13 protein-coding genes are annotated in these 12,660 nt (G+C 32.1%); 10 read left to right on the top strand and 3 right to left on the bottom strand.

Annotated elements, in window-relative coordinates; genetic code table 11:
- The first annotated feature begins 262 nt into the window (after window positions 1-262).
- Window positions 263-1,057: a GIN domain-containing protein gene (locus MY04_RS12905; protein ID WP_066210167.1), complete on the top strand. Its 795-nt coding sequence runs from the start codon at window positions 263-265 to the stop codon at window positions 1,055-1,057.
- 701 nt (window positions 1,058-1,758) lie between these two features.
- On the opposite strand, the gene MY04_RS12900 is transcribed toward MY04_RS12905, so the two are convergent.
- Both MY04_RS12900 and MY04_RS12895 read right to left on the bottom strand, forming a co-directional pair.
- The gene (locus tag MY04_RS12900; protein WP_066210166.1) at window positions 1,759-2,955 is read right to left on the bottom strand and encodes a S8 family peptidase; all 1,197 of its coding nucleotides are present in this window, start codon (window positions 2,953-2,955) and stop codon (window positions 1,759-1,761) included.
- Between the two features lie 208 nt (window positions 2,956-3,163).
- Window positions 3,164-3,823 carry an HD domain-containing protein gene (locus tag MY04_RS12895; RefSeq protein WP_066210165.1) on the bottom strand — a complete coding sequence of 220 codons (660 nt, stop codon included), beginning with the start codon at window positions 3,821-3,823 and terminating at the stop codon, window positions 3,164-3,166.
- Between the two features lie 97 nt (window positions 3,824-3,920).
- Here MY04_RS12895 and tpx point away from each other — a divergent pair, with 97 nt between their 5' ends.
- From tpx to MY04_RS12870, 5 genes are all read left to right on the top strand, one after another.
- On the top strand, window positions 3,921-4,325 hold the full coding sequence (gene tpx, locus MY04_RS12890) for a thiol peroxidase (RefSeq protein WP_236941071.1): 405 nt from the start codon (window positions 3,921-3,923) through the stop codon (window positions 4,323-4,325).
- A gap of 408 nt (window positions 4,326-4,733) precedes the next feature.
- A complete protein-coding gene (locus tag MY04_RS12885; RefSeq protein ID WP_066210164.1) occupies window positions 4,734-5,417 on the top strand; it encodes a hypothetical protein in 684 nt (227 codons plus the stop codon).
- A 5-nt stretch (window positions 5,418-5,422) separates the two neighbouring features.
- The gene (locus MY04_RS12880) at window positions 5,423-6,490 is read left to right on the top strand and encodes a hypothetical protein (protein WP_066210163.1); all 1,068 of its coding nucleotides are present in this window, start codon (window positions 5,423-5,425) and stop codon (window positions 6,488-6,490) included.
- A 37-nt stretch (window positions 6,491-6,527) separates the two neighbouring features.
- Window positions 6,528-6,767: a hypothetical protein gene (locus MY04_RS12875; protein ID WP_066210162.1), complete on the top strand. Its 240-nt coding sequence runs from the start codon at window positions 6,528-6,530 to the stop codon at window positions 6,765-6,767.
- Window positions 6,768-6,835: 68 nt separating this feature from the next.
- Window positions 6,836-7,294, top strand: a complete 459-nt coding sequence (locus MY04_RS12870) for a hypothetical protein (RefSeq protein ID WP_066210161.1) — start codon at window positions 6,836-6,838, stop codon at window positions 7,292-7,294.
- 53 nt (window positions 7,295-7,347) lie between these two features.
- Here the strand turns inward: MY04_RS12870 and MY04_RS12865 are convergent, their stop codons facing one another.
- A complete protein-coding gene (locus tag MY04_RS12865) occupies window positions 7,348-7,920 on the bottom strand; it encodes a super-infection exclusion protein B (protein WP_066210160.1) in 573 nt (190 codons plus the stop codon).
- A gap of 183 nt (window positions 7,921-8,103) precedes the next feature.
- Between MY04_RS12865 and nth the strand changes: the two genes are divergently transcribed.
- The 4 genes from nth to mnmE all read left to right on the top strand — a co-directional run bounded on the left by nth (window position 8,104) and on the right by mnmE (window position 12,543).
- Window positions 8,104-8,739, top strand: coding sequence for an endonuclease III (gene nth / locus MY04_RS12860; RefSeq protein ID WP_066210159.1), 636 nt, complete (start codon window positions 8,104-8,106; stop codon window positions 8,737-8,739).
- Window positions 8,740-9,056: 317 nt separating this feature from the next.
- The gene (locus MY04_RS12855; RefSeq protein ID WP_066210158.1) at window positions 9,057-9,707 is read left to right on the top strand and encodes an RNA polymerase sigma-70 factor; all 651 of its coding nucleotides are present in this window, start codon (window positions 9,057-9,059) and stop codon (window positions 9,705-9,707) included.
- A gap of 119 nt (window positions 9,708-9,826) precedes the next feature.
- Window positions 9,827-11,014: a FecR family protein gene (locus MY04_RS12850; protein WP_066210157.1), complete on the top strand. Its 1,188-nt coding sequence runs from the start codon at window positions 9,827-9,829 to the stop codon at window positions 11,012-11,014.
- A 149-nt stretch (window positions 11,015-11,163) separates the two neighbouring features.
- Entirely contained in the window at window positions 11,164-12,543 is a 1,380-nt protein-coding gene (gene mnmE / locus MY04_RS12845) for a tRNA uridine-5-carboxymethylaminomethyl(34) synthesis GTPase MnmE (RefSeq protein ID WP_066210156.1), read from the top strand.
- Window positions 12,544-12,660: the final 117 nt, after the last annotated feature.

The following is a 12,660-nucleotide window of genomic DNA, read 5'->3' as shown; positions in this document are numbered from 1 at the left end:
TGAGTAATATTGTTCTTTTTGAAATTATAATAAAGAGGTAAAATCAGATAGTGTTTTCTGTAGTTGATTTAACTATTTTAAGATGAGTTTTTGTATTGTTTAGTGTTATGTGCATTTATCGGTAATCAATTGGTTTTCCTCAATCTTTTAGTTTGTTAGAAAGTAATCTTGTTGGATGTTTTAATGTTAATGAGTATCAAATACTATAACTTAAAATTCCTTAAATGAGTAGAAGTATTCATAACAAATCAAAAAACAAACAATGAAAAAGTCATTCATCTACGTAACGATCTTAGCAATATTTGCTTTACTAACTTCATGTTCAAACGACGACGTTAATGGTATATTAATGCCGAAATTCACAAAAATTGAAGTTGCAGATAATGTGCATGTTTTATTCTTAAAGAAAGATATTCAAAACTTTGATGTGGAAGGTCGTCATAATCTAGACGATTACTACGAAGTAAGAAACAATACATTATATATTCACAATAACAATCACAATGATAATGTAACTGTTAAAGTTGGTGGCCCTGATATTGAGTCATTGACACTAAGAAACAGTTCTACTGTGGAGTTTGCCAATGATTTTGAAACTTATTCAGATAATTTCAATTTACATGTTTTAAATGATGCTCAGGTAGTAGGTGTTGGTCATGTTAAGGTGAATACATTAAATATTGAAGTGAGAAATGCAGGTAAAGTAGCATTTAATAATATAGAGGCGAATCATTTAAATCTTGATCAAACAGATGGTACATCTGCTTTTATTGAAGGTTATGCGAGATACCAAGACATTTCAGTAAATAATGGAGCTTTCTTTAATATGAAAAGAGATAGCGAAGTAATTGATTGGTTTAGACAACCAAATAACTTCCAAAACCCAGTGAGAGGTGAGGAAGTAAAAGTGAACATTCAAGCAGGAGCTAGAGCATGGGTATATGCGGAGCAAAAATTAACTGGTAACGTTAATGGTGGTAGTAAATTATACTATAAAGGTACTGTTGATACTCATTCATTAAATGTTCCTTCAGGAAGTTCAATCGAAAAGAAATAGAAATATTGTTCATATAGTTTGTCATAATAACAAAAGCCTCCAATGTGTATTGGAGGCTTTTTTTTTATGTTAATAACTTGAAAGCCAAGTAGACCGTATCTATGGTACGTTCTACTTGGCTTTATTTGTTTATATAGAAACCCTCAAACGCTAAAAGCAAACTTTCCAACCTAATCGACTAACAATAAAACTTTATACATAGGACATACTTACTCTATGTATTCTTTATCCCCTCAGAGAGACGTTGTGTTCGCAACGTCTCTAGCGGATTAATCACTTTATTTATTGGTTTTAAATTATACAATTGTTTCAGTGGAATAATCGGAGCTTAAATAAGTTTCATTTCCTTGTTAACAACGTTCAATTGGTGTAACTAAAAAGGTCTTAATCAAGTTTAAAATATCATAAAAAGTCAGAAATTAATGTCATTGTTAACCGAATTAATCTCCTCTTCAATCTGAAGTCATTTCATAGAAAAATGTTAGTTCAGTAGATATGAAAAAAGAAATTCATAAAAGTAGTTTGTCCATATAGAATTTATAGAATAACATAGTGGAATAGCTCGTGATAGATATCGCGAGCTATTTTTGTTTTATATTTAGATGATTTAAAATGATACTTCCAGTGAGTATTAATGAATAAAAAAGCAGAGATAGAATTTTCTATCTCTGCCTCTCATTACTAATTCCTTTAATTAAAATTTAGCGACTGATAATCGGATCTGGATTCCCATCAGGGTCGTTATTTACGGTACCGGAAGCTTTTGCTGCTCCCAATAAATATACACCAGCAGCATGAGGAGCAGCCATAGAAGTTCCATTATAAGAAGTATATGTACCTCCAGGTGTAGTCGATAGAATGTTTACACCGGGAGCACACCAATCGACAGGAGCTCCATAATTAGAGAAATAAGCAAAATCGTCGTTAATATCAGAAGCTGATATTGTAAATACATTTGGTCCATTTGCTCTAGCAGGAGATACTTGACTTGCATCAATAGCATCATTTCCAGCAGCTAAAATAAATTTAACTCCAGAAGTAGCTGCAGCAACTTCCACGGCTTCGTCTAATGGAGTGTAACCTCCTCCTCCTAAGCTCATATTAGCAACATCACCATTGCTACCATTTGCACCCACAAAGTCAATTCCTGCAATAATACCAGAATAAGAACCGCTGCCACGGCTATTTAAAACTTTTACAGGTACTACTGTTGCACCAGCAGCTACACCCACAACTCCAATTTCATTGTCGATTGCTGCAATTGTTCCAGCGACATGTGTACCATGGCCATCGCCATCATCAAGTGATCTTGCGTCTTTACCAGTTGTGAAAGAATTAAATCCTAAAGTTTCGTCTACATTTAAGTCAGGGTGATCTAAATCAATACCTGTATCCATAACATAGGCAACATTGCTACCTATATATGTAACGGCACCACCGACTCTTGTAATTCCCCATGGTGTAGTTTGTGATGGACTTGTTCCTCCACCACCTGTTCCTGGTTTTTTTAATGTGATGATTTCGTCTTTTATCACTTTCAATACTCTAGGATCTTCTTTGATTTTAGCTAAGACGTTTTGGTCATAGATTTTCATAGAGAAACCATTTAAAACACCTCCATAAATACGATTAATTCTTTCGTTTGGAAGGTGGAGTTCAGACGCAAAAGCATTAGCATCATTTTTCATGAGCAATTGTCTTTCTATATAAGAAGGCGTTACCATTCTTAAATTAGAAGCAGGACTTTCTTTGAATAGAATAACATAATTGTTTTCTACAGAACTAGCTAGGTCAGGGTCTGTAGGTTGGCTTGGTATAGTCTCTTCGTTTGCAGTACATGAGAATAGTAGTAATCCAATGAATAGAGAAGAGCTTAGTTTAAATAATGAATTTTTCATGATTTAATTATTGTAGTTTATTTAAAAGATTGGTATTAGTAATGAGATTGATTTAATTCCTTTTTTAATTTGATAAAAAAATATGGAAAATAAAATTAAATCTGATTTAATTTAAAATATTGTAAATGAATTGCTTGTCTTTGTAAGTGCGATGTTATTTATAGAAGAAGAAAAAGGAGGGTAATACCTCCTTTAGTTAAATTAAAGTTTATCTTTTTCCCTCCCACTCAGCATAAAATTGTTCTAAGAAATTTTCCATTACTTGATGTCGTTTCTCTGCTATTTTTTTTGCGGATTCAGTATGCATTCTTTCCTTCAGTAATAATAGTTTTTCATAAAAGTGAGCAATGGTCGAAGATTCACTCTTATGATAAGCATCAAATGATTGGTGCATTTCGTGAATCTCCTCTGGGTCGTATAAAAGACGATGTTTGCTTCCACCATAGGCAAAAGCTCTAGCAATGCCAATGGCTCCAATTGCATCCAAACGATCAGCATCTTGTACAACTTGTCCTTCAATAGAAGGCATTTCATCCTTCACACCTGCACCTTTATAAGAAACCCTTTTGACGATATCAGCTACTTTTTCTATAGTGTCTACATCCGCTCCAGCATCTTTAAGCCATTGTTTGGTTTGTCGACTACCCTCAAGTAGATCGCCATCATAGAATTTATGGTCAGCTATATCATGTAATAGGGCCGCTAGAGATACAATATATTCATCGCAATCTTCGGTACTCGCAATTAGTTCGGCAGATTTCCAAACACGGTAAATATGTTGCCAATCATGACCTGTCCCTTCTCCTTTGAATTTTTGTTCAATAAAGTCAGCTGTTTTTTGAATTATCTCTTTTTTTTGAGGATTCATATTTAAATGAGTGTTAAATTGTGCTCGGTTTAAAAGTTCATTATATAGTGAACAGGAAACGAAGTTATAAACTATTCTCTAAAATATTTCAACTAAAATGGCACAGATTACATTAAAAGGAAACCCAGTACAAACAGTAGGAGAGTTACCAGCTGTAGGAACACAAGCTCCAGATTTTACATTGGTAAAATCAGATCTTTCAGAAATCAAATTATCTGATTTTGCAGGTAAAAAAGTAATACTAAATATCTTTCCGAGTGTTGATACTGGTACATGTGCAACATCCACTAGAAAATTCAACGAAAAGGCATCATCATTAGATAATACGGTAGTGATCTGTGTTTCTAAAGATTTACCATTTGCTTTCGGTCGTTTCTGTGGTGCAGAAGGTATCGAAGATGTATTGACAGGGTCTTCATTCAGAGATACTTCTTTCGAAGATGATTATGGTTTAAAAATTACATCAGGCCCTTTAACAGGTTTATGTTCAAGATCTCAGTAGTTGTCATTGACGAGTCGAGTAAGGTAGTATATACCGAGCAAGTAACAGAAACGGTAGATGAGCCTAATTATGATGCGGCTTTGGCGGCGTTGTAATCAAGTGAAGAGTTAATAGTGAAAAGTGAAGAGTGGAAATTTTGGTCGCTCTTCACTTTTCACTCATCACTGAAAAATCTAGTAACAAGGGAAGTTAAAAGAAAAGTGTTTTTTTGAGAAAAAATATTTATCGAGACATACCGAGCTTTAAAAAGGCCAAGATATAAACTAAGCTCTAAAAATAGCTAAAAGTAATCTCGAGACTATTCAGAGTTTTATTGATTCTATAGAGTAAAAATACATACACAGACTTCTTTTTTTATAAACTCTTCTTCAATTTATTTGACTAAAACGCCTTAACCAATAAGATAAAATGGCAAAAATAATAGAACTAATTATAAATAATGGTTCTCCTGTCCTTTTGATACTAGTATGTTTATTTTGGGGAAAAAATATTATTGAATATTTCTTTCGTGAAACTATAGAAATTAAAAAAAATGAACTTAACCAAGGTCTTGAATTGCATAAAAAGAATATCGAAATAGAAAATAAAAAACTTCAACATGACCTAAATTCAAAACTTGAAGATCACAAGAACAAACTAGAATTAATAAAATCAGAATTTGATGTTCAATTTTCATATTTACATAAAGAACGTGCAAATGTAATAAAAGAGTTGTATAAAAAGTTGGTCAAATTTGATTCAGCTATGAATGAATTCATTAAACTTTTGAAAATTAAAACTGATGATCAAATTGATCTTGATGATGAAATTGTAGAACAAATGATAAGTACTCGTAATAATTTAATTAATTTTTTTACTCTAAATAGAATTTTTATTCCTGGTACAACTTGTAAAAAAATTGATGATACAATTCATAAATATGATGAAACAGCTTTTGCTATTAATTTCTATCATTCAGAAGTGAAAAAAGTTAAGATGTCAAAAGAAGAAATAAAAACATGTATTGATGAATCTAAAAGATTAGAAAATTCAATTCCAGAACTTCTTTCAGAAATTGAAGATCTGTTTAGATCTCTACTTGGTGATAAATAATAGATATGAAAATAGAATTTATAGAAAAACTAAATCAAGAAGATCATTATTCGTTACTAATTAATGGACTTGAAGATGAAAAATCACTTGTGATAAATTTATGGGGTGATTTCGAAGTTATTTCCTCAAATAAAGAATTATTTGAGGAGGTTAAACAATGGTCAAAAAAAGAATTTGAGGATTTAAAGATCGTTCGTTATAATCATACATTAAATAATGATTATAACAATGAAAATAAGGTAATTAGTTATTTAAATAATAATGATATACATAAATTAGAACTATTGATACAATATGACTTAGAAAGGTGGAATAAGTCATATAGCATTTTAGAACTAGCGAATGAAATTAAAAAAAATAGTAACCATCCTTATACCTTTAAAATAAGTGTTGATAGTGTATTAGATGGAATCGAATTAGAATATAATCTGAATGATGATAACTACCCTTTTGGTAAATTTGCAGACAACCTAATTTCAGAGTTTGAAAAAATCTATCAAATATCTGTTCAAAATCTATTAGAATCGGTAAATGAACCTTCTATTATTTCAAATTTCGAATTTCCTACAGAGATAGAAGCAGCTTGTAAACAATATCTAGTATACTTTACTGAATTCCTTAAGGATGTTGGTGTTTCAGCAGAATCAAAATTAATAACTCAATCAGAAAAGACAATATTTACGGTCACTCCTATAGATAAAAATCAAGCATTGGAGTTAATTCATGAATATTTGGCGATTTATTTAAAATTACCTTCAATACCTGAGGTGTCTAATATGAATGTTTTCAGTGCTGATATTGGTGTACAACAACTAAAATCTAATATTCAACATTTACAAAGTCAATTGACTTTAGGTACAGCTATTTTACAGTCGAAAGAAGCAACAATTAAATCGTTGGAATTAGCTAATTTTCAATTAAATGATTCATTAACCTCAAAAGAAAATGAATTATCGAAATTTAAAGAAGGAGAATATTTGATTGATGGTATAGTTAAGGTGAATAAATTTGAATACAAGGGAGTATCCATAGATTTAGCAGAGATCCTTAGAAGAATTAAAAGAAAATTATAGATATATAAATTGAGTGAAAATAAATGAACATATAATAATGAGTGAAACAACTATATTTATTGGAAAAAATGTATCAGGTATTGATAATACATTAAAAATATTATCTTTTAAGGATCTCTCTTATGCAAGAGAACATGTAAAAACAATATTAAAAACGCTAGATGCATTAAATTATGATGTAGGTGATTTTACAAACCCTATAAATACAAATGATATACGTGCTACAAAAGAAGTTGATGGAGAAATAATTGAAGAATATTATGTAAAAATAGAATAGACATAACTATATTGTATTCTTGTATTTTAGATAACTTAATACCTATTATTACTCTAACAACAAATCATATGAGCTACAGTATAGAAGAACTACAAGATATTATTGTTGAAAGTTGTCATGAACTTTTAGAAGAACAGCCGTTATTATTTCTACGAGAAGTTGATATAGGTGAGAGAGCAGTATCAAATGGCCTATCTGTTAAAATTGATTCTAGAATAGAAGGTTATCATGTTAACTGTGAATACAATAGAATGACTAATGAACAAGGAAACCAAGATCCAAAAAGAATAATTATTGATCCAGATAATCCAGATCCATCATTAGTCTCACCAGATATAATTATTCACGAACAGGAAAATGGAGATAATAATTTACTTGTTATTGAAATAAAAATGAGTTGGAAAAATGGGGCAAGAGAAAGAGATTTTGAAAAAATAATAGGGTATATAAATGATTTGAATTATCAATATGGGCTTTATTTGGAACTTGGAGAAGGAGGTATTACTGATATGAGATGGTTTTTATAACAGACAAATAAACTAATAATATAAATGATTAAAGTTTTTACTCATCTACATCATTAAACTTCCTTATCTATTTTACTTTGTCTTTTTATTTCCTCTTCAGTAAACTCAAGTATTCCACTTTTTATTATGAATTCGTTTGCTTTCGGAGATATCTTAGATAACCCATTTTCATGTAATATAATTATATTGAATTTCATCAATTCTCGATAAGCATTATCACGTTGGTATGGATTAAGTATGGTTGTTGTTTTTGCATTAGGTATAGTCATTTTATAATATTGTCTCAGAATATTTATTTCATTATCATTCAAGTTATTAAGTTTATATTTAGTAAATTCTAATGATTCACGATCCTTCACTAAGGCTTTTCTCTTTTCCTTTCTTTTTTTTATCAGAACCTTTAATTTGTTATAACAATATGAGATCAAATTTATAATGCTTAAAGATGTTGTAAAAAGGAATGTTATTGATACATATTTTCCAGTTTCTTTCTTTAGTTCTAGAAGACGTAGTTGATCATGTTCAAGTGGAGGATAAAAAAGTATAAAAGCTGTTGTAATTGAAATTACAAATATAATTTTAGCAGGTATCTTATGTAGATCAAAGAATGGTTTTAGTACTTCCATTTGAATTTGTTAATTATTAGTGTAACACCAAATTTGATATTTTTTATTGTATAATACAATACCTATTATTTTCCCCAAAAAAATCTTTTCCTGACTTATCTTAATAAATAATATTTTTAAGTAACTATTATCTTTGATTAATATTACATCAAAATTTTATCAACAAGATTTTTTTATACCGTTTTGACAAAGAAAGAGAAAGTACAGGATATCGTAAAAACGTTACAGACGTTATATCCTAATCCACCCATCCCATTAGATCATAAAGATCCTTACACGTTGTTAGTAGCTGTAGCTTTATCTGCACAATGTACAGATGAACGTGTAAATAAAATTACCCCACTTCTCTTTGAAAAGGCAGACAACCCTTACGATATGTTGAAACTTTCTGTTGAGGAAATTAAAGAAATTATTAAGCCTTGTGGATTGTCGCCAATGAAATCAAAAGGTATCTATGGGATGTCTAAAATGATTGTTGAGCAGTTTGATGGTAAAGTCCCTGATAATTTTGCTGATTTAGAATCTATGCCTGCCGTTGGACATAAAACAGCAAGTGTGGTGATGTCTCAAGCTTTTGGAGTACCGTCTTTCCCAGTTGATACGCATATCCACCGTTTGATGTACCGTTGGGGATTAACTACCGGAAAAAACGTAGTGCAGACAGAAAAAGATGCCAAAAGACTTTTTGATGAAAAAGACTGGAACGATTTACACCTTCAAATTATTTATTTTGGTAGAGAGTATTGCCCTGCACAGCGTCATGATCCTGAGAAATGTCCTATTTGTTCTAAACATGGGAGGAAGTCGTTGTTTAAATAATAAGGTGAAGTAATAAGTAATAACTAATAGGGAATAGGGAGAGTAGAATTTAAATACAACTCAAATATATTTAGGTCTCCGTCTTCAAAGAGGCGGCCTCTTGGCCCCTCGGCCACGAACCGGGGGTACACAAATTGGTATACAAGCTAGCTATAAAACCCTATCAAATATGTTACATGCAAGTGACTGATAAGATTTGAAATGTGTGGAATGTTAGATTTTATGTATGATATAATAGATATGTCACATTTTTTAATTCAATTTTGTATATTGTTTCAAATTTAATGTCAATTAAAAATCCTTAAGGGATATTTTTAATGAATTTTGATCAGATTGAAGAAGCAGAGTTGATTGATTTAGTTAAAAACGGCGATCGACATGCTTGGGAATATATTACAAAAGAGTACTATCAGGCGATTCTTAATTTCATCAATAATATGGTGCACGATTGGGAAACTGCTGAGGAATTGGTACAAGATATTTTTGTCAATTTTTGGACAAAGAGAGAAAATCTTAACATCAACTTATCTTTAAAAGCTTATTTATATAGAGCATCTAGAAACCATACATTAAACTTTATCAAAAGACGTAATTTCGAAAGAGATTATCAGAAAGGGGTGGCAGAACGTATGGAAATCTCGAAAAATGATACTGAAGATGCTTATCATTTTAATGAGTTGGAGAAAAAGTTATATGCTTCAATAGAAGAACTTCCTGAAAAAATGAGAGAAATCTTTAAAATGAGTCGTTTTGAAGATCTTACTTATAAAGAAATTGCTGAAGCATTGGATATTCCTGTGAGAACAGTGCATTATCAAATCGGTTTAGCGTTAAAACAATTAAGAGAAAAATTAAAAGGACATGCCGATCCAAGCTTAATGTCTTATTCAGGATGGGTAGCAGCAGGATTGGTGACACAAATTTTAATGGATGCAGAAATTTTTTCAGAAATTTTTGTCAACACTTAGAAATTGATTGTCTGTTAAATAGAATAGGATAATAAAGACGATTCTATTTTCTACTGTAAGATAAATTTTGCGTGTAAATCACGCTGGACAAGTTATTAATAACAAAAAATTATCCGACTATGGATAAATTAGAAAACATAGATTGGACACTAATTGCTAAATGTTTAGGTGGAGACGAACAGGCTGTACTTAAAGCAAAAGAAGTAGCTTCATCTGACGAGAGGTTTAAAAGTGTTCTATCAGAAGTAACGGAGATCTGGACAATGTCTGGGTCTATGGGACAAAACCTCCGAAATAAACCAGCTTCGGAAGTTTTGGATAAAAAAGTAAACGAGATTTGGTCTAAGGTTTTAGAGGCTGAATCTGAAGAATTTTCATTGGCTACATCATTAGCATCAAATAAAGGTGTAGACAGTGAGCTTCAAGGTATTTGGGATACAGCTTTTTCTTTAGGTCAAAAACAAAAGAAAGAAGTATCAAATCAAGAGATGGATGCAGCAATGGCAAAAATGCTATTGCGCATGAATGTTGATGAACAAAATTCCAAAGAAAAGGTGGAGTTCAAAGTAGAGAAAAATGTTCCTTCAAAAACAAAAGAAAGAACACTATGGAACTTCCAAACTAAAATGGCTATGGCGGTAGCTATGGTACTTGCTGTTGGATTTAGTCTTTTCAATTATTTTGATGGAGGTTCTGATCTACAAACATTTGCATCTGGTACTACTGTTGCAAAAGTAGACTTACCTGATGGTACTCACGTTTGGTTAAGTCCGAACTCTGAAATCACTTATCCATCAGAATTTGCTGAAAATAGACGTCAGGTTCAATTAAATGGTGAAGCATTCTTCGAGGTACATCACAACAAAGAAAAGCCATTCAGTATTCTTACTAATGATACCAAAACTACTGTATTAGGTACATCTTTCTATCTAAAAGCGGATGAAGTAGAAGTAGTAACAGGTAAGGTAAGATACGAGGACAAATCTACTGGCGATTATGTTGTACTAGTGAAAGACGAAAAAGGTGTTTTAAACCAAGAAGGTATTTCTAAAGTAGCTTACGATAGTCAGGATGCTTTAAAATTGCGTCAAGCGAACATCGTCTTCCAAGGCAGTTCTTTAGAAGAAGTAGTTGAGGAATTATCAATTGCTTATGGTAAAGAAATTGTGATTGAAAGTGATGAACTTAAATCAAGAAAGTTCACAGGTACCTTCAAGAACAAATCATTCTCAACAGTAATTGCTCAGGTATCTGAAGTAATTGGCTGTGAGACTCAAGAGGAAAATAATAAAGTGATATTAAAATAATCACCTTTATCATATCAAAAATTAAGTCGGTAGGAGAACATCTTATCGACTTTTTTGTTTTTCAAGCCTTCACTCATTAATTCTTCTTAATTCATCCTCTTTTATCCATAAAAGCCCATTATCTTTGTATCGAATTTAAAATCAATCGAATGCATACAACGATAGAATTAGATACTATAGTTGCTTTGGCAACAGTTCCAGGACAATCAGCGATACACGTTATTCGTTTATCAGGTCCTGATGCTATCAAAATTGTAAATAAAGTATTTAAAGGTAAAGACCTAGAAAAACAAGCTGGACATACGGCACACTTTGGTACTATCCGAGAAGAAGACGGTACTATTGTCGATGAGGTATTAGCAACAATTTTCTATGGACCTAAATCATATACAGGCGAGAATACGGTAGAAGTTTCTTGTCATGGTTCCCAATTTATTGCCGATCAGTTATTGCAACTGTTCATGAAAGTGGGAGCACGTTATGCCAAGGCAGGGGAGTTTACGCAAAGAGCCTTTGCAAACGGTAAATTAGATCTTGCTCAAGCTGAAGCAGTAGCTGATTTGATTGCAGCGGATTCTCATGCATCAAGAGATGCGGCCATGCAACAGATGAGAGGCGGTTTCTCAAGAGATATCAAAAAGCTAAGAGAGAAACTGATTCACTTCGCTTCAATGATAGAATTGGAGCTAGACTTCTCAGAAGAAGATGTTGAATTTGCTTCAAGAGATGATTTGAAGGACCTAATCAACGAACTTCAAAGAGTCATTCGAGCGTTGATCGATTCTTTCTCTATGGGTAATGTATTAAAAAATGGAGTACCTACAGTTATTGCAGGTAAACCAAATGCAGGTAAATCCACATTGTTGAATGCCTTACTGAATGAAGAAAAAGCCATCGTTTCTGATGTTGCAGGTACTACTCGTGATTTTATAGAAGATGAGATCAATATCGGAGGAGTGACTTTCCGTTTTGTAGATACAGCAGGCCTTCGTGAGACACAAGATAGAGTAGAAGCAATAGGTGTACAACGTTCTTACGAGAAGATGAAAAAGGCTTCATTAATCATGTATATGTTTGATGCCGCTTCATCAACTATCGAAGATGTAAAAGCCGAAGTGGAAGCCTTGGTAGCACTAGGTGTTCCCTACATTTTAGTAGCCAATAAAATCGACCAATTATCTGATGAGTTATCAAAAGAGTTTGACATATTCAACGAACATCTTTTAAAGATCTCTGCAGATAAAGAAATCGGTATCGAAGAGCTAAAAGAAAGAGCACTTCACTTGGTGAACTTAGATAAGGTACAAGCAGGAAACACTATGGTGACCAATGCTCGTCATTATCAATCGCTTCGAGAAACAATGAAAGCTTTAGACGATGTGATCAATGGTATCGACTTAGGCATGACTGGCGATTTCTTAGCATTAGATATCCGTAATTCATTGCATCATCTTGGTGAAATTACTGGTGAGGTAACAACGGATGATTTGTTGGAGAATATCTTTAGTAAGTTTTGTATCGGGAAGTAATTCTCGGAGAAAAATATTGAATGAAGAAGAGGCTTTTGTGGCCTCTTTTTTTGGGAGGTTGCTACCTTTATAAAAATCATTCCCATCCACAATTTAAAATATTGAAATGAACGTAAA

The organism is Flammeovirga sp. MY04 (assembly GCF_001682195.2).
GTDB lineage: Bacteria > Bacteroidota > Bacteroidia > Cytophagales > Flammeovirgaceae > Flammeovirga > Flammeovirga yaeyamensis.
Note: the sequence above shows the minus strand (reverse complement) of the source record. Positions and strands in the feature narration are given on the sequence as shown.

Excerpts from the sequence above, each read along its gene's own strand:
- MY04_RS12905 (WP_066210167.1), top strand. The coding sequence starts at position 263 with ATGAAAAAGTCATTCATCTACGTAACGATCTTAGCAATATTTGCTTTA.
- MY04_RS12900 (WP_066210166.1), bottom strand. The coding sequence starts at position 2,955 with ATGAAAAATTCATTATTTAAACTAAGCTCTTCTCTATTCATTGGATTA.
- MY04_RS12895 (WP_066210165.1), bottom strand. The coding sequence starts at position 3,823 with ATGAATCCTCAAAAAAAAGAGATAATTCAAAAAACAGCTGACTTTATT.
- tpx (WP_236941071.1), top strand. The coding sequence starts at position 3,921 with ATGGCACAGATTACATTAAAAGGAAACCCAGTACAAACAGTAGGAGAG.
- MY04_RS12885 (WP_066210164.1), top strand. The coding sequence starts at position 4,734 with ATGGCAAAAATAATAGAACTAATTATAAATAATGGTTCTCCTGTCCTT.
- MY04_RS12880 (WP_066210163.1), top strand. The coding sequence starts at position 5,423 with ATGAAAATAGAATTTATAGAAAAACTAAATCAAGAAGATCATTATTCG.
- MY04_RS12875 (WP_066210162.1), top strand. The coding sequence starts at position 6,528 with ATGAGTGAAACAACTATATTTATTGGAAAAAATGTATCAGGTATTGAT.
- MY04_RS12870 (WP_066210161.1), top strand. The coding sequence starts at position 6,836 with ATGAGCTACAGTATAGAAGAACTACAAGATATTATTGTTGAAAGTTGT.
- MY04_RS12865 (WP_066210160.1), bottom strand. The coding sequence starts at position 7,920 with ATGGAAGTACTAAAACCATTCTTTGATCTACATAAGATACCTGCTAAA.
- MY04_RS12855 (WP_066210158.1), top strand. The coding sequence starts at position 9,057 with ATGAATTTTGATCAGATTGAAGAAGCAGAGTTGATTGATTTAGTTAAA.
- MY04_RS12850 (WP_066210157.1), top strand. The coding sequence starts at position 9,827 with ATGGATAAATTAGAAAACATAGATTGGACACTAATTGCTAAATGTTTA.
- mnmE (WP_066210156.1), top strand. The coding sequence starts at position 11,164 with ATGCATACAACGATAGAATTAGATACTATAGTTGCTTTGGCAACAGTT.